Origin of the sequence: Pseudorhodoferax sp., assembly GCF_047601025.1 — a bacterium.
Classification (GTDB): Bacteria; Pseudomonadota; Gammaproteobacteria; order Burkholderiales; family Burkholderiaceae_C; genus Pseudorhodoferax.
Genome location: NZ_JASGJZ010000001.1, coordinates 1631285 through 1656089, shown reverse-complemented (window position 1 = coordinate 1656089; position 24805 = coordinate 1631285). Strand labels below are relative to the sequence as shown.

Sequence of the window (24805 nt, the reverse complement as noted above, 5' to 3'; positions counted from 1 at the left end):
CTGTTGCTGCAGCACGTCACGGGGGGCAGGGTGCGAAGAAATTCTAGGAATCGGAGGACTGCGCGTGGGACTTCATTTCCCCTACGTGGTAGTACGCAGAGTTCCATCCAGACATGTTTCAAAACGAAACATCACTGGTTGGCACCGCGTTTGCTTTGCACATTGCGCACTGGAGGAAGACACCATGAAACACCTTGATGCCGTCTCCCGCGGCGGAGTCCCCCGGTGAAGCTGCGCCTGAAGCTGGTGCTGCTGTCCGGCGTGCCCATCGTCGTGGCGCTGATGCTGATGAGCGTCACCATGCAGCAGCAGACGCTCAAGCTGGCGCACGAGGAAAAAGCGCTGGTGCAGGCCGCCTTCATGACCAGCAAGGAGGCCGAGCTCCGGCACTACGTGGAGCTGGCGCGCAACACGCTGGTGCGCATCGCCGAAGGTCCTGGTGCGCTGGACGAGCGCAAGCGGCTGGCGCTGGACACGATCAAGCGCATGCAGTTCGGCAACAACGGTTACTTCTTCGTCTACGACCAGCACGGGCAGCTGATGATCGACCCGCAGACCCTGCCGCTCAAGGGCGTGGCGTTCTGCGACCCGAACGACCCGCAGAGCGCCGATTCGGCATACCGCATCCTGGCCACGGCGCGCCGCGGCGGCGGCGTGGTGCGCTACAGCTGGCACAAGCCGAGCTCGCAGGAAGTGGTGCCCAAGCTCGGCTACGTGCTGACGATCCCGCAGTGGGACTGGGTCATCGGCACCGGCATCTACCTGGACGACGTGCAGCAGGCGCTGCGGGCCATCGAGACCGGCGCGCAGGCCAACATCGAGGGCACGCGCCAGCGCATCTACCTGATCGCCGCGCTGTGCGTGGTGCTGATCTGGACCGGCGGGCTGGTGCTGAACCTGAAGGACCACCGCGTCTCCAGCGACAAGCTGCGCCGCCTGGCGCGGCGCGTGGTGCATTCGCAGGAGCAGGAGCGCGTGCGCGTCGCGCGCGAGCTGCACGACGGCGTGGTGCAGGTGCTGGCCTCCTCCAAGTTCCTGCTGGAAACCGCGCAGCTGCAGCTGGCCGATGCCGCCGTGCCGCCGGCGTCGCGCTCGGCGCTGGCGCAGGGCGTCGACCAGCTCGCCGGCGCGCTGGCCGAGATCCGCCGCGTCTCGCACGGCCTGCGGCCGGCGCTGCTGGACGACCTGGGCCTGGCGCCGGCGCTGGAACTGCTGGCGCGCCAGATGCAGCAGTGCGGCGCGTTCGAGGTGCGCTTCGCGTGCCGCGGCCTGGCGGCCGGCCTGCCGCCCGAGCACGGCACGGCGCTGTTCCGCATCGCGCAGGAAGCCCTGCAGAACTGCTGCAGCCATGCCCGGGCCCGCCGGGTCGAGCTGGTGCTGCGCGGCACGCGGCGCGCGGTGGCGCTGAGCATCGAGGACGACGGCTGCGGCTTCGACATGCGGCGCGTGTCCGCCGACGGCGAGCGCGGCATCGGCCTGCGCAACATGCGCGAGCGCGCCGAGAGCCTGGGCGGCGACCTGCACGTCGCCAGCAGCAGCCGCGGCACGCGCATCGACGTCCGCCTGCCGCTGCCGTCCGCGGCCGCGCCGGCGCCGGCCCGCGAATCCTTTCCCCTGGTCATCGCCCATCCCCTGACATGAGCTCCCCCTGCCCCGCCGTCCGCGTCCTGCTCGTCGACGACCATCCGCTGCTGCGCGACGGCGTGCGCATGCGGCTGCACGCCACCGGCCGCATCGAGGTCGTCGGCGAGGCCGGCAGCGTGCGCGAGGCCGAGGCCCTGGCCGCCGCGCTCGAGCCCGACCTCGTGGTCACCGACATCCGCATGCCCGATGCCAGCGGCATCCAACTGGCCGGCCTGTTCCGCGAGCGCTTCCCCGACCTCAAGCTGATGGTGCTGTCGATGCACCGCGACGCGGAGTACGTGCGCCGCGCCATCCTCGGCGGCGTGCGCGGCTACGTGCTGAAGGACGGTCCGGGCCAGCACCTGGTCGAGGCGATCGAGGCCGTGCACGCGGGCGGGCGCTACTTCAGCCCCGGCCTGCCGCTACCCGCCGAGCCGGCGCCGCCGCCGGTCACGCGCGCCTGGGGCCACCTGACGCCCAAGGAGGCGGCGGTGCTCTCGCTGCTGGCCGACGGCTGCTCCAACAAGGAGATCGCCGACGCGCTGGGCGCCTCCGTGCGCACCGTGGAGACGCACCGCCTGCACCTGCGCCGCAAGCTGCGCATCGACGGCCAGGCGGCGCTGGTGCGCTACGCGGTGGCCTATGCCGACCTGGGCGCGGCCTCCGCCGCATCGGCGGCGCTGGCCGGCTGCGGCAGCCACCGGTAGCCCAGCGCGCCCACCAGCAGCGCGCCGGCGATCGCCAGCAGCACGGCCGTGTACGGCTCCACGCCCCAGCCGGCCGCGCGCGCGGCGACCCAGCCGGTGGCCCACTGCATCAGCGCCACGCCCATGAACATCGCCATCGTGAACACCGACAGCGCGCGCCCGATCATGGCCGGCGGGTAGGCGGCGCGCACGTCGGCGTACTGCAGCACCATGTAGCCCGACACGGCCGCCACGGCCAGCGCCAGCGCCACGTCCGCCGCCAGGCCGCGCAGCAGCGCCATCGCCGCGAACAGGCCGGCGGTCAGGAAGGTGCAGCGCGCGATGCGCTGGCGGCGCCGGCGCGTGTCCGGCGGGTCGAAGCGCCCGAACAGCGGCGGGCTGACCAGCGACACGACCGACACCACCAGCGCCACGTGGCCGCTGGCCAGCAGCGACAGGCCGTGGCGCTCGGCCAGCATCGGGCCCAGCCACAGGCCGCGCAGCGTCAGGAACGCGGCGTAGTTCACCGACGACATCAGCACGATGCCCCAGGTGTGCGGCAGCAGGAACAGCGCGCCGAAGCCGCGCAGCGCCTGGCCCGGCGATTCGCGCGGCGCGCCGGCCGTGCCGCCCGCCGGCGGCTGGTACGGCACCTTCCACCACACCAGCAGCCAGGCCGCCAGCGAGCACGCCGCCAGCACCGCCATGCCGGCGCGCCAGCCGCGCGCCTCGATCAGCCAGGCCAGCGGCGTGCCGGTGGCCAGCATGCCGACGCCGCCGAGCATGATGATCAGGCCCGACAGCATCGCGAAGCGCTGCGCCGGGAAGTTCTGCGCGATGAACAGCGTGCAGGCCAGGAAGGCCGGCGCGCAGCCCACGCCGATCAGCAGCTGGCCGGCCACCAGCGTGCCGCTGCCCGTGGCCACCGACGACAGCGCCGCGCCGGCGACGGCCAGCGGGAAAGCCGCCAGCACCGTGCGGCGCAGGCCGTGCAGGTCCATGCCGATGCCGACGAACAGCTGCAGCGCGCCGAACGCGAAATGGAAGCTCGCGGCGAACCGCCCCAGCTGCTCGGGCGACAGGCCGAACTCGGCCTGCAGCGGCGGCGCCAGGATCGCCGCGACCGTGCGGAACGCCTGGCTCATCGCGAAGGCCGCCGTCAGCGCCAGCAGCATGGGCCAGGCGGCCCGGGGAGAAAGCGCGGTGCGCGTGGTCATGGTGTGGCGGGCGAACGTACCCGGCCGGCGCCGCGGCCGCTGCCGGGTGGCCGGGTCAGTGGTGGTGCCCGTGCCCGCCGTGCACGTGGCCGTGGGTGATCTCCTCGGCCGTGGCGGCGCGCACGGCGCCGACCTGCAGCGTGAACTTCAGCGCCTTGCCGGCCCAGGGGTGGTTGGCGTCCAGCAGCACCTGGTCGCCCTTGATCTTCAGCACCGTGAAGACGCGCTCATGGCCGTCGTCGGTGCGGCCGCGCAGCTGGCCGCCGACCTTCACGCCGGGCGGGAAGTCGCGCTTGGAGATCGTCGTCGCCAGGCTCTCGTCGCGCGGGCCGAAGGCGTCCTGCGGCGCCAGCTCCAGCGTGCAGCGGTAGCCCGCCTCCCGGCCCTCCAGCGCGGCCTCGATGCGCGGCAGCGTGTTGCCGTAGCCGCCGTGCAGGTAGTCCGTGGTCTCGCGGCCGGCCAGCGGCTTGCCGCTGGCCTCGGCCACGCTGTAGTGCAGGGTGACGGCGGTGTCTTTGCTGATCTTCATGCGGATGCGGGTCGGGTGGAAACGGGGCGCGATTGTCGGCCAAGAGCGCCGGCGCCCGCGGGGCCCCGCCGGCATGCCCGCCGCTCGCGGCGGATGTTCAAATGCAGCACGTGCTGGGAGCGGATCCCCGGCGCTGAAAGGCCTCGCATGAAGCGGATTCCCGCGGCCGCCGCGCACAGCCGGCTCAAGATCGGCCTGTCCGCCTGCTTCTCGCATGCGGATCCGACGCGCTCGCTGTTCACCGGCAAGACGCTGCAGTACGTCGAGCAGTCCATCGCCCACTGGCTGATGTCCACCGGCGCGATGGTCGTCATGGTGCCGTGCCCGACCGGCAGCACGCAGCGCGGCGACGTGACCTACGAGCACTACGCGCACTGGCTGGACGGCCTGGTCATGCACGGCGGCTCCGACGTCTGGCCCGGCAGCTACGGCGAGGAGCCGCTGCACGAGAACTGGATCGGCGACCGCATCCGCGACGCGTACGACCTGGCCCTGGTGGCCGCCTTCGAGGCCGCGGGCAAGCCGATCTTCGGCGTCTGCCGCGGGCTGCAGCTGCTGAACGTGGCCTTCGGCGGCACGCTGTACCAGGACATCGGCACCCAGGTGCCCGGCGCCTTCGTGCACCGCGACCCGGTCGCCTACGACCTGAACTACCACCGCATCGAGATTCGCCAGGGCACGCGGCTGTCGCGGCTGTACCCCGGCGTGGAGCGCGCGCGCGTCAACAGCATCCACCACCAGGCCATCAAGCGCCTGGCCGCGGATTTCGAGGCCGAGGCCTTCAGCGTGAGCGACGGCATCGTCGAGGCGGTCCGCCGCAAGGCCGCGGCCGGCGGCTACGTCGCCGCCGTGCAGTGGCACCCGGAGTTCCACCGGCCCGGCTCGGACACCATCGACGACGCACCGATCCTGCAGGACTTCCTGGACGCGGTGGCGGCGGTGCGCGCCGCCGCGGCGGATCCGTGACCGGCGGGCCGGTGCGGCGCCGGAATCCGCGGACGGGAGCGTGCCTGCCCGCCGGTGGCCGTGCCGTCGCCACGGTTCGCGCAGCGGGCGCGGCAGCGGCTACAGTCCATCGGTCTGCACCCGGTGTCCGCCCGCCGGCCGGGCCGGGCATCCATGCGGCCGTCGCCTGTCCCGCGCTGGCGCGGCCGCACCCCTTTCGACGCATTCACTCTCTCTTGAGGAGGCTCTCCATGGATCTGGGACTGAAAGACAAAGTGGCCATCGTGACCGGTTCGGCACGCGGCCTGGGCGCCGCCATGGCGCGCAAGCTGGCCGAAGAGGGCGCGCGCGTGGTGGTGACCGACATCCAGCGCGAGCTGGCCGAGGCCACCACCGCGGCGCTGAAGGCCGACGGCCTGCAGGCGCACTGCGTGGTCGCCGACATCACCAAGGCCGACCAGGTGCAGGCGCTGGTCGACGAAGCCGTGGCCACCTTCGGCGGCGTGCACGTGCTGGTCAACAACGCCGGCTTCCCGCGCGACAAGTACCTCGTGAAGATGTCCGAGGCCGACTGGGACCTGGTCATGGAAGTCATGCTCAAGGGCGCCTTCCTGGCCACCCGCGCCGTGATGCCGCGCATGATCGAGCAGGGCTGGGGCCGCGTGATCAACATCAGTTCGCGCGCGCACTTCGGCAATCCCACGCAGGCCAACTACTCGGCCGCCAAGGCCGGCCTGATCGGCATGGCCAAGGCGCTGTCCATGGAGGAGGGGCGCTACGGCGTCACCGTCAACTGCGTGGCGCCGGGCTTCATCGACACCGAGATGGTGCAGGCGCTGCCGACCTACGAGGTGATCAAGGAGCGCGCGGTGCAGGCGCAGCCGGTCAAGCGCGCCGGCCAGCCGCAGGACATCGCCAACGCCGTGGCCTTCCTGGCCTCCGAGGCGGCCAGCTTCATCAGCGGCGAAGTGCTGCACGTGAGCGGCGGGCGCTACGGCTGATCCGTGGCGCGGCGGGGCCCGGGCAGGCGATGGCGCCGCGCCCTGCGGTCCCGCGTCAGCGCCGCGCCCCGAACTCCTGCCGCACCCAGTCGTCCAGCAGCATCTTCTCGTACCCCAGCGGGTCGTCCGGATACGCGTTCGGCCGCATCAGGAAGGCGGCGTCGCGCAGCGTGCGCTGGCCGCTGGCCAGCACGCGGCCGTCGGCGGCCCGGCGCTGGAATTCCAGCACGATGCGCGGCGGGTAGATGTCGCGTACGATGCGCACGTCGGCCGCCTGCGGGCCGCGCCAGGGCTCGAAGCCGCCGGCGCGGCGGACGTCGGTGAAGCGCACGTCCAGCTTCTCGTCCGGCGGCAGCACGGCGGCCGCGCGCTCGGCCAGGTGGCGGCCGAGGTCGCTGAGCCAGGCCTCGCGCGCGGCGGGCGTGTCGCGCGGGTTCTCGCGCGCTTCGGTGAACCGGGCCGGGTCGCCCCAGCTGACGCTGACGGCGCCGGGCGGCGCACCGGCGGGCGGCGGCGCGGAGGCGCAGGCCGCGAGCAGGGCGGCGGCCAGCAGCAGCGCGGGGCGCGCGGGGAATCGGCGGGACATGGCGTGCTCCTTTCTCTTCAGCGCGGCCTTCTTCATTCGACGGCCGCATAGACCAGGTGGCGGAACAGGTTGCGCAGGAAGACGCGCTGGTTCGGCGCCTGCGCCAGCAGCAGCGCGAACAGATCCTCGGCGGGGTCGACGAAGAAGAAGGTGCCGCCGATGCCGCTCCAGAAGTACATGCCCGGCGAGCCGGGCTGCGGGCCCAGGCCCGCGGCCGTGCGCACCGCCACGCCCAGGCCGAAGCCGTGGCCGGGCGGCAGCAGGTCGCCGGGCGCGGGGATGCCGCCCAGGTGGTCGGCCGTCATCCATTCGATGGTTTTGCGCGAGACCAGGCGCTGGCCCTCGAAGCGGCCCTGGTCGCGCAGCAGCTGCAGGAAGCGCAGGTAGTCCGCCGCGGTGGACAGCAGCCCACCGCCGCCGGATTCGAAGGCCGGTGCGGTGCGCGCGTCCATCACCGTGACGGCCCGGCCGCTCTCGGGGCAGCGCGCGAACGGCTCGGCGATGCGGTGCTGCTGCGCCGGCGGCACGGCGAAGCCAGTGTCCGCCATGCCCAGCGGGCCCAGGATCAGCCGCTGCAGCAGCGTTCCCAGCGGCTCTCCGGCCACCACCTCCAGCAGCGCGCCCAGCACGTCGGTTGCGCGGCTGTAGTGCCAGGCGCTGCCGGGCTGGGCCAGCAGCGGCAGCCGCGCCAGCGCGGCGCAGAACGCGGCGCTGCCGCGGCGGCGGTCGGCCAGGTCGGCGGCCTGGTACTGGCGCTGCACCGGGTGGTCGCCCAGGAACTCGTAGGTGAAGCCGGCCGTGTGGCGCAGCAGGTCGTGCACCGTGGGCGGGCGGCGCATCGGCGCCAGCGCCAGCGTCCCGCCCTGCTGCGGCATGCCGACCTGCAGGTCGGCGAACACCGGCAGGTGGCGGGCCACCGGATCGGCCAGCGACAGGCGGCCCTGCTCGGCCAGCATCAGCGCGGCCAGCGAGACGATGGGCTTGGTCATCGAGTAGATGCGGAAGATCGCGTCCATCGGCATCGCCCGGGTGCCGGCCGGGTCCAGCCGGCCGCAGGCGGCCTGGTGCGCGACCTGCCCGCCGGCGCCCACCAGCACCACGGCGCCGGGCAGCAGGCCGGCTTCGACGTGCTGGTCCAGCACGCGGTTCAGGCGGTTCAGTGCGGCAGCGTTCAGAAGGGGCATGGCGCGTGTCCTGGCGGTCCGATGTCGGGAGTATTGCGCTGTGTGGCGAAGGGTTTGCAACCGAATGTGCCTTCATTACCATCATCCAGGTCACAGATGCCCCGCTGCTGCAGTGCGCAATCGCAGGGCCAGTGTCCTCTAAAGTCCGTCTTTCGCATCCAGACCTCGAAAGACCCGCCATGACCGAACGCACCACCTACCACCGCCTCCAGGTCGCGACCAACCTGGCCCGTTTCATCGAAGACCAGGTGCTGCCCGGCACCGGCGTCGAACCCGCCGCCTTCTGGAAGGGCTTCGACGCCATCGTCGGCGACCTGGCGCCCAGTAACATCGCGCTGCTGGCCGAGCGCGACCGCCTGCAGGCCGAGCTGGACGGCTGGCACAAGGCCCATCCCGGCCCGATCCAGGACCTGCCGGCCTACCGCGCCTTCCTGGAGAAGATCGGCTACCTGGTGCCGGTGCCGGCCGGCGTGCAGGCCACCACCGCCAACGTCGATGCCGAGCTGGCCACCCAGGCCGGCCCGCAGTTGGTGGTGCCGATCCTGAACGCGCGCTATGCGCTGAACGCGGCCAATGCGCGCTGGGGCTCGCTGTACGACGCGCTGTACGGCACCGACGCCATCCCCGAGAGCGGTGGCGCCGAGAAGGGCAGCGGCTACAACCCGGTGCGCGGCGCCCAGGTCATCGCCTTCGCGCGCCGCTTCCTCGACGAGGCCGCGCCGCTGGCCAGCGGCTCGCACCGGGATGCGACCGGTTACCGCGTCGAAGGCGGCCAGCTGGTGGTGCAGACCGCCGCCGGCACGACCGGCCTGAAGGACCCCGCGCAGTTCGTCGGCTACCAGGGCGACGCCGCCGCGCCGTCCTCGGTGCTGCTCCAGCACCACGGCATCCACATCGACATCCGCATCGACCGCAGCACGGCCATCGGCAAGGGCGACGCCGCCGGCGTCAGCGACGTGGTGCTGGAGTCCGCGCTGTCCACCATCCTGGACCTGGAAGACTCGGTCGCCGCCGTCGACGCCGACGACAAGCTGCTGGGCTATGCCAACTGGCTGGGCATCCTGCAGGGCACGCTGACCGAGCAGGTCAGCAAGGGCGGCAAGACCTTCACGCGCGGCCTGAACCCGGACCGCCAGTACACCGGCGCCGACGGCCGGCCCGTCACGCTGCACGGCCGCTCGCTGATGTTCGTGCGCAACGTCGGCCACCTGATGACCAACCCGGCCATCCTGTACACGGCCGCCGACGGCTCGACCAAGGAGATCCCCGAAGGGATCATGGACGCCGTCGTCACCACCACCATCGCGCTGCACGACCTGAAGCCGCGTGCCGGCCAGACCGTGCGCAACTCGCGCACCGGCTCGGTCTACATCGTCAAGCCCAAGATGCACGGCCCGGCCGAGGTGGCCTTCGCCAGCGAGCTGTTCGGCCGCGTCGAGCAGCTGCTGGGCCTGCCGGACAGCACCGTCAAGCTCGGCATCATGGACGAGGAGCGTCGCACCAGCGTGAACCTGGCGGCCTGCATCGCCGCCGCCGCCAGCCGCGTGGCCTTCATCAACACCGGCTTCCTGGACCGCACCGGCGACGAGATGCACACCGCCATGTACGCCGGCCCGATGCTGCGCAAGGGCGCGATGAAGACCACGCCCTGGATCACCGCCTACGAGAAGAACAACGTGCTGGTCGGCCTGGCCGCCGGCCTGCGCGGCAAGGCGCAGATCGGCAAGGGCATGTGGGCCATGCCCGACCTGATGGCCGCGATGCTGGAGCAGAAGATCGGCCACCCCAAGGCCGGCGCCAACACCGCCTGGGTGCCCAGCCCCACGGCCGCCACGCTGCACGCGCTGCACTACCACCAGGTCGACGTGGCCGCGGTGCAGAAGGAACTGGAGAAGACCGACGTGGCGGCCGAGCGCGACGCGCTGCTGACCGGCCTGCTGACGGTGCCGGTGGCGCCCAAGGCCGACTGGTCGGACGCCGACAAGCAGCAGGAGCTGGACAACAACGCCCAGGGCATCCTCGGCTACGTGGTGCGCTGGGTCGACCAGGGCGTGGGCTGCTCCAAGGTGCCCGACATCCACGACGTCGGCCTGATGGAAGACCGCGCCACGCTGCGCATCAGCAGCCAGCACATGGCCAACTGGCTGCAGCACGGCGTGGTGACCGAGGCCCAGGTGCGCGAGACCTTCGCCCGCATGGCCGCCGTGGTGGACCAGCAGAACGCCGGCGACCCGCTGTACAAGAGCCTGGTGGCCAACCCGCAGGGCGCCGCGTTCCAGGCCGCGCTGGACCTGGTGTTCAAGGGCAAGGAGCAGCCCAGCGGCTACACCGAGCCGCTGCTGCACGCCTGGCGGCTGAAGGTCAAGGCGGGCTGAGCTGCGTTCCCGCGCTTCACGAAGCGGCGCCTGCGGGCGCCGTTTTCTATGGAGGCGAGGCGTGCGTGGAATCCAGCTGTTCGCCGAACACGAGCCGATACGGCGTGCCAAGCCGAAGGACCTCTGCGAGATCGTGGATGCTGATCTGCTTGGGCTTGCGTAGCCGGAGCAAAGATTTGACCTTTGAAGCTGGCGTTGCCAAGCCCCGCAGGAGATCCCTGTATCTGCTGTTCCAGTCCTGCTCATGCTGTCTAGGTAGCTCTTTCAACTCGACCCCGATATCCAGATCGCCCAAAACTTCCTTTTCAGTGAGGTACGAACCAAACACGACGATCCTCACCACCTCACATCGATGTTTCAGTGGATCCGCATTCACCGATTCGGCTTGATCAAGGATTCGCGTCAGCAGGGCATCAGCCTGCGCGCGTGGCAGTCCTTCCGAGATGTTGGAGAGTGCCAGTTGCCCCAGCTTCGGAGTCGCGAGGTAAACGCTGGAAGAGGTTGCCTGCGTTGAGATGAATCCCTCAGAGATCATCTGCGCCAGAACTGGTTTTGCCTCACGTATCGGTGCACCGAGAGCCATGCAAAAGTCGTCCAACGTGAAAGGTTGGCCGGCAAGTCGATGGAGTTGTCGCGCGCAGTCGATCAGGATGGTTGGAGCAACGCCAAACATTAGTTCGCCGGATCGCAGATGCACGTCAGCAGTCCTTTGCTGGTCGCCAGCACAAATGGGTCCACCCGCCATCCAATTGTCTGCGTGAAATGAGGCCCGTGCCGATGCACGTCCAATCAGGCTTGTCACCGATCGTTCCGTCTTTGCGCAAGCGGCGCCCGTGGAGCGACCACATCCAACGCGAGAGGCGGCTCCATCGGTCATCTTGGAAGCCCATGGACAGCAGCTGCATGAGTTTCTCGTGCCCACCGCTTCTGATGGTATGGATGACCATATAGCGCTCCAGCCCGAGTTCCCTAGCCAATACGGTGGAGGCTAATGCATCGAACTCGCGGTCGATGGCTTTACGCGCATCCCGGTAGAATTCATATCCCTTGCGCTCCGAAGAAGGCAGCGCGTCATCGCGCTGCACACGTTCTCGGTGTCGGTCCAGCTTGTTCAGCAAGCGCCTTGCTTTGCCGAGTTCGGCGGATGTCATCAGCCTGGTGGGGGAAAAGTCATCATCAGACGGCATATGGCCTCGACTACTGGCGGGCGAACTGCAAGAAGGTGTCGAGCGCTTTGTCTTCCGTTACCTGCTCGTGAGGAATTAGCAGGTACTTCCAGGGTTTGCCAGTAGCTCCGGCACTGCTCGCGCGTTGGCACCAAAGGGCGCCGGCCTCGGCCTTGGCGTTGACCTCATCCGTCGCAAGATCCTTGCGTGCTTTGGTCTCGCACATGAGCAGCAGATGTGCGGTCTCGACGACAAAGTCTGGCACGTATTCCGGCTGTTCCACTCCCAGCTTGTAGAAGATCTGGAACTGGCCCTTCGCCGGCTTGAACCACTTCTCGGCATCCCGCTCCAGGATGACGGCAAAGCGGCGTTCGGTGTCCGAATCGAACTTCTGCATCGGAAACAAGCACTTGCCGAAGTAGCCGAACACCATCTGCTTGATGCGGCTGGGCTCGTCGACTGTTTGTCGGTAGTCGCGCAACGTCTGGCCCGCGCCGATTGTGAAGGTGGGCGCCTTCAGCGTAGTGAAGCCCCGGCGTACATCTACCGTGTAGTTGGTGGCGGTTGGGCAGTAGTGTGCCTGCATCTGCGCATAGATGTTTTCGGCCAGCGCTCTGCGCTCCTGCGTCAGCACGTTACGCACCTCCTCCTCGTTCGAGAGGTAGCCGCGCAGATGCGCCACCATCTGCCCAGCTAGGTCGTAAAGCAGGCTGGCCTGGGTGTTGTAGTCGATATCGTCCTTGTCGATCAGCGCATGGACGATATAGTCCTCGGCCCGCCGTTCCGTGCTGTCCCGCTGCGCTCCCAGAATTTGCTGGTCGTGCGTGTGTAGAGACTGGGCCACCAGCGAGCGATCCTTGGGTTGCGGATGCACGCCATGCAGATCCAGCGTGAACGGCTCGAAGCCCCCTCCGACTTCGCCTGTCGGGACCACCACGATGCGCGGAATATCAATGGTCTGCTGCACCACGACTTCGGTTGCGCGCCGCACGACGGCGGCTAGGTCCAGCTCCGGTGCAGCGTCTTCGCCCATGGTCAACGGCATCTGCGTCGGAGGCAGCTTCTCACGCACGGCCTCGGTGATTTGTGCCTGCAGTTCCTCACTCAGCAGCGCCTGACGCGAAGGCGCCTGTGAAGGTCTGACCTCGTAAGTAGCCAGTACCTCCATCACGGCCAGCGCCGCTTGCCGTTCCTGCTGTGTCGTGAAGATGGGTGAGGGCACCGTCTGGGCCTTTGCAATGCCGCTGGCAGCAGTGCTGGGCACCGGCTCGGTGCTCGGGCCGTCAATGGTTGCCCCAATGCCCAGGCTGGCCGTCAAATTCGGCTGAACAGTCACGCTCTGGGTGCGGCTGTCGTCCTGCGCACCGGGAGGCGGCAGCTCGAAGGTCTTGAGCTTGAGCGGCGAATCCGCCCGGCGCGCATCGTCGACGATTTCCTGGAACCGGTCGTGCGCGATGATGCTCAGCCGGTCCACCGCGACGACGCCCACACGCTTGCCATAAGGCAGCCGTAGCCCGCGGCCGATGGATTGCTCCACCAGCGTTCGCGCGTTGGCTGCGCGCAGCGGCACGATGGTGTAAAGGTTGGTCACGTCCCAGCCTTCCTTGAGCATGTTCACGTGCACCACGATCTCGGTGGCCTCGTCCACGCTTTCCACGGCCAGCAGCTTGCGCACCATGGCTTCTTCCTCGGCGCCGGTTTTACTGCTGTCGACCTGAATGACCTTGCCAACGTAGCGGCCGGCGAAGAACTCGGGCGACTGCATATGCCCCTGAAGCGCCGCCGCGTGCGTGGTGTCGCGCGCGATCACCAGCATGAAGGGCTTGACCTCTTTCACGCTCTGCGTCCGCGCATAGGTCTTGAGTTCCACCTTCGTCAGCTCGTGCATGCGCACACCATCGCGCAGCTTGATCCGCTCTAGTTCTTCGGGCGGTACGCTCTTCGCGTCGAAGTTGCGCTGGGTCACGACGTAGGGATCCTTGACGAAACCATCGTCCAGCGCTTGGGCCAGCGGATAGTGCATCACCACGTTTCTGAACGGCATCGGCCCCTTGGTGGTTTCCACGAAAGGCGTGGCCGTCAGCTCCAGCCCCAGTAGCGGCTGCAGGTCGTTGATGGCGCGCATGCCTGCGGCCGCACGGTAGCGGTGCGACTCGTCCATTAGCAGCACCAAGTCCGGCAGGCCTGCCAGGTAGTCGAAGTAGCTCTGGCCGATGTACTCGCTCAGCCGCTTGATGCGTGGCGCCTTGCCGCCGCGCACTTCCGACGTGATCTTGGCGATGTTGAAGATATTGATGGTCACGGGCGACAGAAGGTCGCCGAGCGCCTGGGCACGTTCCTCGTAGTTGTCGCCCGTGATGATCTCCGGCGGATAGGCTGCGAATTCCGCCACGCCCTTGAACACGTACTTGTGCGTGTTGGGGGTGAAGTCCGCGATCAGCTTGTCGTAGATGGTCAGGTTGGGTGCCAGTACGAAGAAGTGCTTGATCTTGTGTGCCGTGTACAGGTAGGTGATGAAGGCGCCCATCAGCCGCGTCTTGCCCACTCCGGTAGCCAGTGCGAAGCACAGCGACGGAAATTCGCGTTCGAAATCCTGCAACTGCGGGAACAGCGCGCGCAGCTGGGCTGGCATGGCCGCCACGTCGTCCGCGTTGCGCGTGCGTTTCAGGATGTCGGGGCAGGTCTCGATAGCACGCGCCAGTCTCGACAACGATTCGGCTTGCGGCGCGCGCAGGCTCAGGCGCCCGTTGATGGCGTGGACTTCTCGTTGGCTCATTCAGGCGTCCTTTGGGCCTTGGCGGCACGGGCGGTCTTCTTGATGGCGGCGGGGGCGCGTCTGCGCGCGGGAATAACGGAGGCCTGGTCAATCTGTGCCAGTTGCTCCAACTCGCGCTGGATTTCCGCGCGCAGGTCCGCCTCGCTGGGCAATGCAAGCTGGTAGCGGCTGGCAAAGACCTGCGCATGCTTTTCGGCCAGCACGTACCGTACGACGGCATCGTTCTTTTCACTGCACAGCACCAGCCCAATGGTCGGGTTGTCGCTCGCGGTGGCGACTTCGCGGTCGTAGTAGTTGACGTACAGCAGCATCTGCCCCAGATCGCCGTGGTTCAGCTTGCCCACCTTGAGGTCGATCACCACATAGCACTTGAGCTTGACGTGATAGAAGAGCAGATCGGGATAGAAGTGGTCACCCTCCAGCGTCAGCCGTTGTTGCCGTCCCACGAAGGCGAAGCCACTGCCCAGCTCCAGTAGAAAGGCCTGCAACTGGTTGATCAGCGCCTCTTCGATGCGCGTTTCCACCAGGCGATGCGACTCCGGCAGGTCTAAGAACTCCAGCACATAGGGGTCCTTGATCACGTCCTGCGGACGCGCCAGCACCTGGCCTTCGCGCGCCAGCGCTAGCACACCCTGCTTGTCGCGGCTCTTGGCCAGGCGTTCGAACAGTAGGCTGTCGATCTGCCGCTCCAGTTGGCGGGCCGACCAGGCGCTGCGGCTGGCCTCCATTTCGTAGAAGTCACGCGCCTCGCGGCGCTCCACCTTAAGCAAAGCTCGATAGTGCGTCCACGACAGGCCTGTGTGCAATTCGCCCGGGCGCCAGCCCGTGCCGCCATCCGATTCGTCACGCACTGCGTGACGAATCGCAGGGGCCCCGTTGGAAAGGTCACGCAGTGCGTGACGCTTGGCCAGCAATTCCGGGTAGCCCAGATAGAACAGGCGCATGTACTTCAGCGCCGAGACCGAAAATCCCTCGCCGTAGTCCTGCGACAGCCGCTCCGACAGCGAAGCCAGCAGTGCCTGGCCGTAGCCCGCGCGCCGCGCGCCGCCCTGCTCGGCTTCCACGATCTGCTGCCCGATCAGCCAGTTGGCACATACGTGGGCCGTGTTGACCGAGCGCGCGGCCTGCGTGCGGGCTGACTCCCAGATCTGCCGAATGCGCGCCAGCAAGTCCTTCGGCGGTGGCCGGGTTGTCATGCATCGGCCTCGCCGAACAGATCGTCCTGCCGGGGTTCCGGCGGTTTGGCCTGCGCCATCGGCAGGTTGGCGACGTTGAGGCTGTAGTCGTCGCGACCCCATTCGCAGCGGTCCTTCACCATCTTGGGGATCTTCTTGACCGTGAGATTGGGCCAGCGCTCGGCCGCCTGCGCCGCCGTCGCACCGCGCCAGGCACCACAGCACACCAGCAGACTGCGCTCCGCGCCCACCTCTTCACTCAGCGCGTCCAATTGCTCGGCACTCAGCGTCTGCGTAGTCACGTAGATGAAATCGCGCTCACTGCTGCGGCCCTGCTGCCACCAGAGCGTTTCCGAAGGGGCATAGGTGAAGCCTTCGAGCTTGCACATAGCGGCCGCCAGCATGCTGGCGTCGTAGGTGGGATTGATGACCAGATTGCCCCAGCGGTCGGCGGCGAGCAGCGTGGGCGCCAACTCGTAATAGCGGAAGCCGCCGCCGCCCTGCCAACCGGTGGCGTGGGTCACGCCACCCGGGTCTTGGCCGTCGATGACCTTCTTCAACCGTGGAACGATGTGCGTGTGGCAGTGCTCGCCCAATTCGACCATGATCCAGCGGCGGCCCATCTTGTGGGCGACGGCGCCAGTGGTGCCGGAGCCGGCGAAGGAGTCGAGGACTAGGTCACCGGGGTTAGTTGCAATATGAAGGATTCGATTGATAAGTCCTTCGGGTTTCGGAGTACCAAAAGGCTCGATGCCCGTCAGCAGCTTATTCAGGTGATCACGCTTAGCTCCTTGGTTCGTGCCGACTTCATCAGCAGACCACCACGTTCGAGGGGCTACGCCATCTCGAACATCAGTTAAATATCTTTTGATGATTGGCAACCTGTCTCCGTCACCGCCAAAGTAAGCTCGCCCCTCAGAACGAGCTTCAGCTAGCGTCTCCGCAGAAAATGCCCAATACCGACCTGGGGGAGGTGTGACGGTTCGGCCGGACGGAAGAGTCACAGGGAATCGCTGTTTTTCGCTACCACTCTTTGCCGTTCCATCATCACCCTGGCGCCAAGGTCCTCGCGGATCATTGTCTGGATTTCGGAAGCGTCCCAACTGAACTTCCGTTCGAGGCAGGAGATTTCGAACTTTGGACCAAATATCTCGATCACGCGCATACAACAGGACATAGTCATGCGACAACGAAACATCCGCATCCCCACGTCCGCCTTTGTCCTTCTCCCACACGCATGACGCCACAAAATTAGAGCGCCCAAAGATCTCGTCACACAAGACCTTGAGATAGTGAGCCTCGTTGTCATCAATCGTGATCCACAACGACCCATCCTCCGACAACAAGCGCCGAATGATCTCTAGCCGATCCCGCATCAGCCCCAGCCAAATGGAGTGCTCCAGCCCATCGTCGTAGTGCGTGAACGCACTGCCCGTGTTGTAGGGTGGGTCAATGAACACACACTTGACCTTCCCCGCGAACTCCGCCTCCAGCGCCTTGAGCGCCAGCAGGTTGTCGCCCTTGATCAGCCGGTTGTCGAAGATGTCCTTGTCGGTCACGCGCTGGCTGGCGTGGTAGCTGCGCTTCGGGTCTTCGAGCAGGATGCGCGGCTCCAGGCGCGGACGCTGGTCCTTGCCGATCCAGGTGAGTTCGAGTTTCTGCAATGTCATGCGGGTACGTTGTTCTGCGCGGCCAGGCGGGCCATGGTGGCGTTTTTCAGCCGGCTCAGGCAGGCCATGTCGGTAAATGAAACCGAGGGCTCTGCATCCGGGATTCTCTCCGCCGAATAGACCGCTGCGAGCGCGGCGCGCACGGCGTCGACTTCCTGCGAAATGCGCAGGGCCTCGGCCTGCGTGAGGTTCAGTGTTTCGCCATCATGCAAAGCATGCAAGCGGACGAACACGAGATGCGTGACCAGCCAGGAAGAGGCGCGCGCTTCCTCTGCTTTCAAGGGTTCCGCTTCGGCCATGGCGTCGGCATCCTGCTGGATCGTCTGCTGCACTTGCCGCCCGATCTGCACCAGGCGCCATAGCTTGCGGCAGGACAGCGTGTCGTGAAACAGACTCTTGTAGGCCGAGGTGAAGGGCACGTTCGCCTGTGGCGGCTGGCCGCCCACATCGTGGTGTCGGTCCCAGAGTCGCTCCGGGTGGTGAAGCACCCATTCCAGGCTGCGCAGGTCGCGCGCCGCACAGAATCCGGCGGCTTCCTCGACGGTGAACATGGGGGCTGTGGCCTGCGCATCCGCCTCGCTGGGCTTGTAGATGTAGGTCACGCCGTGGGCCATCAGGCTCTTGCGCCAATACTCCTGGTTGTCGTCCAGCGCGACGAAGTCCTGCGGCCGCACCGCGTTCTGGCTGTTGCGGTACTCCGTGACGGCGTCGGCAAAGGCGCCGTCATCACCAGGCAACTCGATGACCGTGGCCAACACATCGGCGGGGTGCTCGTCATAGTGCGCCAGTGGTTCCTGCGCCACGGTGCCAGCCGTCTGCGCGCCGTTGATGATCGACACGCCATTGAGCCGGAAGCGTCCGTGATTGCGCCGGTCGTCCAGCGTGCCGACGGCCGTGATGCTTCGACAAAGGAAAGTCACGCCGTTGTTGAAGCAGAAGAAATGGTCGGCCTGCGTGCGCAGGGTTTGCGTCATGCCTGCATTGACTTCGGAGGAGCCCTTGTAACGACGAATGTTGGCGCGAACCAGCGCATGCGCGTGGTCTTGATAGAGCCTGGCCAAGTCCCTGACGCGCAGGGTGCCGTAGCACACACGCGCCGCGCCTTGCGTCATGCCGTAGTGATGCAGTTCCAATTCGACGTCGTTGATTTCCGGCTCGCCATGCTGGCGGATCAACGCTTCGTGGAAACCGGACAAGCCGAACCAGCGGAACTGGGCACGCTTGGGCTGAACGGCGTTGATGGCACCTTCCAAGTCACCAAACATCGTGCGGCGGGTGTCGTCTATCGAGGTGCCGGTGTAGACCAAAGCAAAGACCATTTGATGCGGTCCGTCCATTGCACGTCGTATCTGCGGCAGCTTGGCTTTCAGCGCCTGGTTGAAACGCTCGAAACGTCCTGCTACGAAGTCACGCACGCCATCGCGAAAGAGGCTGGCCTCGCCAAGTGATGGCTCCCCCACTCCCTCGTGGATGTACTTGGACTGCACCAGCCACAGCACATTGGTGGGGCTGACGTACACCGAATCGATGCCGTGATCGCCCCCGCCATCGATGCTCGCGGCAATGGCATCGGCCTTGCTGGCACCCGCTTGAAGCATCAGGAAGAAGGCAGCGACGGTCTTGGACAGGAAATTGCGTTCCTTGTCCTTCCCATGACCCATCCCGTCGATGGCTCCTGCAAATTCCTGCTTGAGGAAGTTCTCCAACTGCTGGATTTCCAGCGATCGGGGACCGGTGACCATCAGACAAGCTCCCATTGGATGACGAAGATGCTGTGGCGCTGCACCGTGCTCGCCAGCCGCCCTTCCAGTTCCTCGATCAGCCGGCTGCGTCGCTCGTCGATCTCGTCCTGCCGCTCGAACATCTGCCGCCGCAGCTTGCTGCGCTGTTCTTCCAGCTCACGTTGGCGCTTCTGCCAATGCAGCTTTTCGTCCAGCGTGGGCGCCACGCTGGCGGTGCGTCGCACGTCCCGGATCTCGCGGTCCAGTTCCTTGAGCGAATTCTCTAGGCCGACCTTGAGGTCGTCGGCCCAGTCATCGAGCTTTTGTACCTCGGCCTCGAAGTAGCCGAGATTACGCGTGTTGACGGACTGGATGCACTTGCCTTCCTGCACTGCCAGGCCATTCTCCAGCGCCGGTGGCGGATCACCGGATGCCGCCTCATCTAGTAGCTGAGATGGCAGGTGCAGTAGCTTTTCGGCATCCTCCTGATGGAGTGCTGCGCCATCGGCGTCCACGGCTGCCAGCAGCAGATGCTCTTCCACGGTGCCGAGGGCCTCGTAGGTCAGGACACACAGCGCCAGCCAGCCATGTTGATTACGCAAGGTCTCCAGCGTCGAAACCTTGGTGCCGTAAGCCTGGTAGTCGAAGCGCAGCCTGGCTACAGGCAATTTGCGACGGCGGGCTTGGTCAATCAATGCCTGGGCCAGCGGATGACCGGTGCGATACAAATGAGCGTCGCCGCTGCGGCGCGGCAGTTCGTAGCGCCCCGCAGGGACATCAGATTCGGACAGCAACGGAGGCGTTCGGGGCAGCACGAAACCGTGTTCATCGAACGTCGCCTGGCCCTCCAATTCGGTCTGCGTCAGGTCGATCAGCAGTTTTTCGTAGCGGCTGCGCGCGCTGGCGCTTTCGGCTTGGCGGACCTTGAGCTTGGCCTGCACGGCCTCGTCGAAGTTCTCCAACAGCAACTGCCGGGTCTTGAGCATGGCGGCATTGATCTCGCCCGACATGTCTTGCTGCAATTGCTGGAACGAGCGTTCGATCTCCTCTGGGGTGCGGCAGCTCTTGTAGATCTCGGCAATGCGGCGCTCGAAATCCACGCCGCTGCCGATGGCGCCCAGCACCTCGTCGCTGGCGCCGAATACGCCATCGAACAACTGGAACTTCTGATCCAGCAGCTCATACACACGCCGGTCCGCAGCATTGCTGCGGTCGATGAAGTTGACCACCACCACGTCGTGCTTCTGGCCGTAGCGGTGGCAACGGCCAATGCGTTGCTCGATGCGCTGGGGGTTCCAGGGCAAGTCGTAGTTGATGACCAGCGAGCAGAACTGCAGGTTGATGCCTTCGGCGCCGGCTTCGGTGGCAACCATGATGCGTGCAGTGTCGCGGAAATGTTCCACCAGTGCGGCCCGCGTGTCTGCCGTGCGCGAGCCGGTGATGCGGTCGGTGCCAGCGTGGCGCTGCAACCAGGCCTGGTAGATCGCGGTGGCCTGCTCGCCGGTGTTGGTGCCATTGAACAGTACCGTCTGGCCTGCGTAGTCGCTTTGCTCCAGAAGTTCAAGCAAGTAGGCCTGGGTACGCTTGGACTCGGTGAAGATCAGTGCCTTCTGCTGGGCGCCCATGTTACGAAGTTCGCCGAAGGCGCGGCCCAGCGCCAGCAGCAGTGCCTGGCCCTTGGCGTTGTCGCGGATGGTCACCGCCTGATTCTGGAAGGTACGCAATTCCGCGGCTTCTTCCGCCAGGCTGACCTTCAGTGCCTCGGGGGCGGCAGCTTCGGGCTCGTTCCAATCCTCCTCGGTTTCGTCCAGCGCCTCGTAGTCCTCGTCTAGCGTGTCGGCAAGGTCTGCCTCTTGTCGACCGCGCAGCTTGCCTTCCAAGCGCTCCGCCATGGTGCCCAGGGCGCCGGCAATGGCATGGCTGCTGGAGGCCAGCAACTTCCACAGTACCAACGAGATCAATTGCCGCTGTCCGGTGGGCAAGGCGTGACTGCTGTCGCGGCGCAGGTAGTCGGCCACCATGCCGTGCAAGGCTTGTTCGTCTAGTGAGGGCGTGAACTCCTGCACCAGCGGAATGCGCCGCGTGTAGGAGATGTAGGGCTGCACTTGGCGGCGCAAGGTGCGCTGGCAGACCGTGGCCAGCCGCATACGCAGCTTGGCCAGCGTGTCCGCTTGCCCGAGGGCGCTGAACTGATCCCTGAAACTGGTCAGGTCGCCAAACACGCGCTCGTCTACCAGGCTCACCAAGCCGTACAGCTCCAGCAAGGTGTTCTGTAAAGGCGTGGCCGTCAACAGCACCTTGGGTGCATGGGTCAGCGCTTCCTTGAGCGCTTTGCCGATCACATTGCCGGGCTTGTAGACATTGCGCAGGCGGTGCGCTTCGTCCATGACCACCAGATCCCACGGCACGCGTTGCAAGTCGTCGGCCTTGGATTTCGCGAACTGGTAGGAGCAGATCAGGATGCTGCCGCTCTGATCGAAGGGCAGTGCAAGACCCTCCTTGCGCAGTTGGCGGTAGCTTTTGGCCTCCAGCACGGCAGCTCGCAGGCCGAACTTGTCCCGCAGTTCTTGGTGCCACTGCTTACGCAGATTGGCAGGGACGATGATGAGGATGCGTCGTTTGCGCTCGGCCCAGCGCTGAGCAATGACCAACCCCGCTTCGATGGTTTTGCCCAGGCCCACCTCGTCGGCCAGGATGACGCCTTTGGACAACGGGCTGCGAAATGCGAAGAGGGCCGCGTCGACCTGGTGGGGATTCAGGTCCACCTGGGCATCGACCAGGGTGGACGCCAGCAACTCCGCCGAGTCGCCTGCCATCTGTCTGGACAGGAGCCAGGCGAAATACTGCGTCTGGTAGCGGGTGTAGGGGCTGGACAAGATGATTCACTCAGGTGATGGCGGGGATGATATGAGTGTGAACTGCTGATGTCTGTGCGCAACGTCGGCCAGCTGATGACCAGCCGGCCCTCTTGTACACGGCCCCGGCGGCCCGACCAGGGAAAGCCCGGAAGGCAATGCGGACGGCGTTCCGTCCGACCCGCGGAAGCGGCGGATGGCGTCTGGCGCGGCGCCGTTTGCCGATACGATGCTCTTCCACCTCCGCTCCGGCCCGCGACCATGCCCGACCTGCCCCAGCCGCCCCAGCAGTCCGCGCTGGAGACCAAATCCTTCCTGCTGCTCGTGGCGGGCGTCACGCTGGCCTTCGGCTGGATCCTGCTGCCGTTCTACGGCGCGGTGTTCTGGGGGGCGGTGCTGGCCATCGTGTTCGCGCCGCTGTACCGGCGCATCCTGGCGCGCGTCGGCGCGCGGCCCACGCTGGCGGCGCTGGCCACGCTGGTCCTGATCGTGCTGCTGGTGATCCTGCCGCTGGCCATGATCGCCAGCTCGCTGGTGCAGGAGATCTCCGCGCTCTACGCGCGCGTGCGCGACGGCCAGCTCGATTTCACGACCTATGCGCACCAGATCTACGCGGCGATGCCCGAATGGCTGACGCAGCTGATGCAGCGCTCCGGCCTGGACAGCTTCACCGGCGTGCAGCAGCGCGTGGTCGAGGCGCTGCAGCAGGGCGGCCAGCGCATCGCGCAGCGTGTGCTGGACATCGGGCAGAACACCTTCGACTTCGTGGTCAGCTTCTTCATCATGCTGTACCTGCTGTTCTTCCTGCTGCGCGACGGTGCGCGGCTGTCGCGCCGCATGCGCGAGGCGATCCCGCTGAACGCGGTCTACCTGCGCAGCCTGTCCAGCAAGTTCACGACCGTGATCCGCGCCACGGTCAAGGGCAACATCGCCGTGGCGGCGGTGCAGGGCGCGCTCGGCGGCCTGGCGTTCTGGGCGCTGGGCGTGCATGCGCCGGTGCTGTGGGGCGTGCTGATGGCCTTCCTGTCGCTGCTGCCGGCCGTGGGCGCCGGCCTGGTCTGGGGGCCGGTGGCGATCTACCTGCTGGCCACCGGCGCGGTGGCCAAGGGCGTGGGCCTGGCCGCCTACGGCGTGCTGGTGATCGGGCTGGTGGACAACGTGCTGCGCCCGGTCCTGGTCGGCAAGGACACCAAGATGCCCGACTACGTGGTGCTGATCAGCACGCTGGGCGGCATGGCGCTGTTCGGGCTCAACGGCTTCGTGATCGGGCCGCTGGTGGCGGCGATGTTCATCGCGGTCTGGGACATCTTCGCGACCGAGCAGGCCCAGGCCAATGCGCTGGCCGAGGCGACGGCGGCGCCGCGCGCCGAGCTCCCGCCCTCCGACGCGCCCTGAGGTCGGCATGCCTGCCGCGCCCGCCCCGCTGCCGCCGGTCGATCCGGCGCGCTGCCCGCTGTGCGGCGCACTCAACACCTGCGCGATGGCGGCCGGCGCGCCGGCCGCCCGCGCGGCCGACTGCTGGTGCATGCGCACGCCGGTCGCCCCGGCGGCGCTGGCGCGGCTGCCGGCCGAGCGGCGGGGCCTGGCCTGCCTGTGCCCGCGCTGCGCGCAAGGCTAATATCCGCGGCTGCCCTCAACCGAACGGAGAAACCCCATGCCCACCTACCACGTCGAGATGATGGAAGGCCGCACGCTGGAGCAAAAGAAGAAGCTCGTGGCGGAGATCACGCGCGTGTCGGTCGAAGTGCTCGGCGGCTCGCCCGAGTCCGTCGACGTGATCATCACCGACATCCAGCGCGAGAACTGGGCCACCGGCGGCCAGCTGTGGTCCGAGAAGAAGTGAACGCCCCCGCACGGACCGTCCCGCCTTGAGCCACCCCGCCACCCTGTCCGAGCTGCAGGCCCGCTACGGGCCGCGCTACCGCTGGCTGCTGCTGCTGTCGGTCATGGTCGGCACCATGGCTTCCATCATGTCCTCGACCATCGTCAACGTGGCCGTGCCGGACATGAGCCGCCACTTCTTGCTCACGCCCTCGCGCGCGACCTGGGTCAGCTCGGGCTTCATGGTGGCGATGACCAGCTCGATGCTGGCCACGCCCTGGCTGCTGGCGCGCTTCGGCTACCGGCGCACCTGCAACGGCGCGGTGCTGCTGCTGATGGTCGGCGGCGTGGCGGGCGGGCTGGCGGCCCACTACCCGCTGGTGCTGGCCGCGCGCGTGGCCGAGGGGCTGGCCGCCGGCGTGCTGCAGCCGATCCCGGCCATCATCATCCTGCGCGCGTTCGAGCCGAGCGAGCAGGGCCGCGCCAGCGGCATCTTCGGCATGGGCGCGGTGCTGGCGCCGGCCGCCGGGCCCAGCGTCGGCGGCCTGCTGGTGGACGCGTTCGGCTGGCGCTCGATCTTCTTCATGGTGGTGCCGTTCTGCCTGGCCTCGCTGTACCTGGCGCGGCGCTTCGTGCCGGCCACGGCGCCCGGCGGCGTCGCGGCCGACCGCAGCGTGCCGCTGGACTGGGGCGGCCTGGTGCTGGGCACGGCCGGCACGCTGTGCCTGCTCAACGGCATGGTGCAGCTGCATGGGGGCGCCGCCTCGGAGGCGGCGGCGCTGCTGGCGGGCGCGGTGCTGGCGTTCGGCGCCTTCCTGCTGTGGCAGCGCTGGCTGGCCGCGCGCGGCGGCGCGCCGCTGCTGCAGCTGGCCCTGTTCCGCTACCGGCAGTACGCCATGGGCAGCCTGGTGTCGTTCATCTACGGCACGGCGCTGTTCGGCTCGACCTACCTGCTGCCGGTCTACATGCAGGCCGGCCTGCACCTGTCGGCCGCCTACGTCGGCACGATCCTGATGCCGGCCGGCCTGGTGCTGGCCGGCGTGATGGCCGGGGTCGGCCGGCTGGCGGACCGGCAGCCGGCCGCGCGGCTGGTCACCATCGGCCTGCTGCTGTTGACGGCCTCGTTCGCGCTGATGGTCACGATCGGCCAAGGCACCTCGATCTGGTGGCTGGTGGCGCTGGCCGTGCTCGGCCGCATCGGGCTGGGCTTCATCCTGCCGTCGCTGAACCTGGGCGCGATGCGCGGGCTGGACCAGAGCCTGGTCACGCAGGGCGTGTCGGCCATCAACTTCCTGCGCATGCTGGGCGGGGCGGCCGGCATCAGCCTGTGCGGCATCGTGCTCGAATGGCGGCTGGCCGTGCACGGCGAGGGCCTGGCCGCCTACGACGAGACCTTCCTGATGCTGGCCGGCCTGTGCGCGCTGGCGATGGTCGCCGCCCGGCAGCTGCGGCCCGCGCCGGCCCGGGAGAACTGA

The 24805-nt window shown here is 67.4% G+C and carries 20 protein-coding genes; 9 read left to right on the top strand and 11 right to left on the bottom strand.

What is annotated here, in order from left to right:
- Positions 1-225 precede the first annotated feature (225 nt).
- Together QM782_RS07725 and QM782_RS07720 are read left to right on the top strand one after the other, a co-directional pair.
- Positions 226-1641 carry a cache domain-containing protein gene (locus tag QM782_RS07725; protein ID WP_415202331.1) on the top strand — a complete coding sequence of 472 codons (1416 nt, stop codon included), beginning with the start codon at positions 226-228 and terminating at the stop codon, positions 1639-1641.
- Positions 1638-2330 carry a response regulator transcription factor gene (locus QM782_RS07720; protein ID WP_415202330.1) on the top strand — a complete coding sequence of 231 codons (693 nt, stop codon included), beginning with the start codon at positions 1638-1640 and terminating at the stop codon, positions 2328-2330. The genes QM782_RS07725 and QM782_RS07720 overlap by 4 nt, the downstream gene beginning before the upstream one ends.
- Here the strand turns inward: QM782_RS07720 and QM782_RS07715 are convergent.
- A complete protein-coding gene (locus tag QM782_RS07715; RefSeq protein ID WP_415202329.1) occupies positions 2264-3526 on the bottom strand; it encodes an MFS transporter in 1263 nt (420 codons plus the stop codon). The two genes, QM782_RS07720 and QM782_RS07715, sit on opposite strands and share 67 nt — an antisense overlap.
- A gap of 55 nt (positions 3527-3581) precedes the next feature.
- Positions 3582-4055, bottom strand: coding sequence for an FKBP-type peptidyl-prolyl cis-trans isomerase (locus QM782_RS07710; RefSeq protein WP_415202328.1), 474 nt, complete (start codon positions 4053-4055; stop codon positions 3582-3584).
- Positions 4056-4202: 147 nt separating this feature from the next.
- Between QM782_RS07710 and QM782_RS07705 the strand changes: the two genes are divergently transcribed.
- Complete coding sequence (locus tag QM782_RS07705) at positions 4203-5021, top strand: gamma-glutamyl-gamma-aminobutyrate hydrolase family protein (protein ID WP_415202327.1); 819 nt, start codon at positions 4203-4205, stop codon at positions 5019-5021.
- A gap of 230 nt (positions 5022-5251) precedes the next feature.
- Positions 5252-6001 carry an SDR family NAD(P)-dependent oxidoreductase gene (locus QM782_RS07700; protein WP_415202326.1) on the top strand — a complete coding sequence of 250 codons (750 nt, stop codon included), beginning with the start codon at positions 5252-5254 and terminating at the stop codon, positions 5999-6001.
- A gap of 55 nt (positions 6002-6056) precedes the next feature.
- Here the strand turns inward: QM782_RS07700 and QM782_RS07695 are convergent, their stop codons facing one another.
- Together QM782_RS07695 and QM782_RS07690 are read right to left on the bottom strand one after the other, a co-directional pair.
- Positions 6057-6587 (bottom strand): DUF3016 domain-containing protein, encoded by a 531-nt coding sequence (locus QM782_RS07695; protein ID WP_415202325.1) that lies wholly within the window; start codon positions 6585-6587, stop codon positions 6057-6059.
- Positions 6588-6619: 32 nt separating this feature from the next.
- Complete coding sequence (locus tag QM782_RS07690) at positions 6620-7771, bottom strand: serine hydrolase domain-containing protein (RefSeq protein WP_415202324.1); 1152 nt, start codon at positions 7769-7771, stop codon at positions 6620-6622.
- A gap of 179 nt (positions 7772-7950) precedes the next feature.
- On the opposite strand from QM782_RS07690, the gene QM782_RS07685 reads away from it, so the two are divergent.
- Positions 7951-10146, top strand: a complete 2196-nt coding sequence (locus tag QM782_RS07685) for a malate synthase G (protein ID WP_415202323.1) — start codon at positions 7951-7953, stop codon at positions 10144-10146.
- Positions 10147-10192: 46 nt separating this feature from the next.
- Here QM782_RS07685 and QM782_RS07680 read toward each other — a convergent pair whose 3' ends face one another.
- From QM782_RS07680 to QM782_RS07650, 7 genes are read right to left on the bottom strand one after another with little or no spacing between them, the layout of a single operon-like run.
- The gene (locus tag QM782_RS07680; RefSeq protein WP_415202322.1) at positions 10193-10843 is read right to left on the bottom strand and encodes a hypothetical protein; all 651 of its coding nucleotides are present in this window, start codon (positions 10841-10843) and stop codon (positions 10193-10195) included.
- Between the two features lies 1 nt (position 10844).
- Positions 10845-11333 carry a hypothetical protein gene (locus QM782_RS07675; protein ID WP_415202321.1) on the bottom strand — a complete coding sequence of 163 codons (489 nt, stop codon included), beginning with the start codon at positions 11331-11333 and terminating at the stop codon, positions 10845-10847.
- A gap of 10 nt (positions 11334-11343) precedes the next feature.
- Positions 11344-14088, bottom strand: coding sequence for a DEAD/DEAH box helicase family protein (locus tag QM782_RS07670; RefSeq protein WP_415202320.1), 2745 nt, complete (start codon positions 14086-14088; stop codon positions 11344-11346).
- On the bottom strand, positions 14085-15284 hold the full coding sequence (locus QM782_RS07665) for a PDDEXK nuclease domain-containing protein (RefSeq protein ID WP_415202319.1): 1200 nt from the start codon (positions 15282-15284) through the stop codon (positions 14085-14087). Before QM782_RS07665 ends, QM782_RS07670 begins: the two co-directional genes overlap by 4 nt.
- The gene (locus QM782_RS07660) at positions 15281-16933 is read right to left on the bottom strand and encodes a site-specific DNA-methyltransferase (RefSeq protein WP_415202318.1); all 1653 of its coding nucleotides are present in this window, start codon (positions 16931-16933) and stop codon (positions 15281-15283) included. The genes QM782_RS07665 and QM782_RS07660 overlap by 4 nt, the downstream gene beginning before the upstream one ends.
- Positions 16930-18675: an AIPR family protein gene (locus QM782_RS07655; protein ID WP_415202317.1), complete on the bottom strand. Its 1746-nt coding sequence runs from the start codon at positions 18673-18675 to the stop codon at positions 16930-16932. The genes QM782_RS07660 and QM782_RS07655 overlap by 4 nt, the downstream gene beginning before the upstream one ends.
- The gene (locus QM782_RS07650) at positions 18675-21470 is read right to left on the bottom strand and encodes an SNF2-related protein (RefSeq protein WP_415205612.1); all 2796 of its coding nucleotides are present in this window, start codon (positions 21468-21470) and stop codon (positions 18675-18677) included. The genes QM782_RS07655 and QM782_RS07650 overlap by 1 nt, the downstream gene beginning before the upstream one ends.
- A gap of 300 nt (positions 21471-21770) precedes the next feature.
- Here QM782_RS07650 and QM782_RS07645 point away from each other — a divergent pair, with 300 nt between their 5' ends.
- From QM782_RS07645 to QM782_RS07630, 4 genes are all read left to right on the top strand, one after another.
- The gene (locus QM782_RS07645; RefSeq protein ID WP_415202316.1) at positions 21771-22904 is read left to right on the top strand and encodes an AI-2E family transporter; all 1134 of its coding nucleotides are present in this window, start codon (positions 21771-21773) and stop codon (positions 22902-22904) included.
- Positions 22905-22911: 7 nt separating this feature from the next.
- A complete protein-coding gene (locus tag QM782_RS07640; protein ID WP_415202315.1) occupies positions 22912-23127 on the top strand; it encodes a cysteine-rich CWC family protein in 216 nt (71 codons plus the stop codon).
- A gap of 36 nt (positions 23128-23163) precedes the next feature.
- Positions 23164-23352, top strand: a complete 189-nt coding sequence (locus QM782_RS07635) for a 4-oxalocrotonate tautomerase (protein ID WP_415202314.1) — start codon at positions 23164-23166, stop codon at positions 23350-23352.
- A 103-nt stretch (positions 23353-23455) separates the two neighbouring features.
- Entirely contained in the window at positions 23456-24805 is a 1350-nt protein-coding gene (locus QM782_RS07630) for an MFS transporter (RefSeq protein WP_415205611.1), read from the top strand.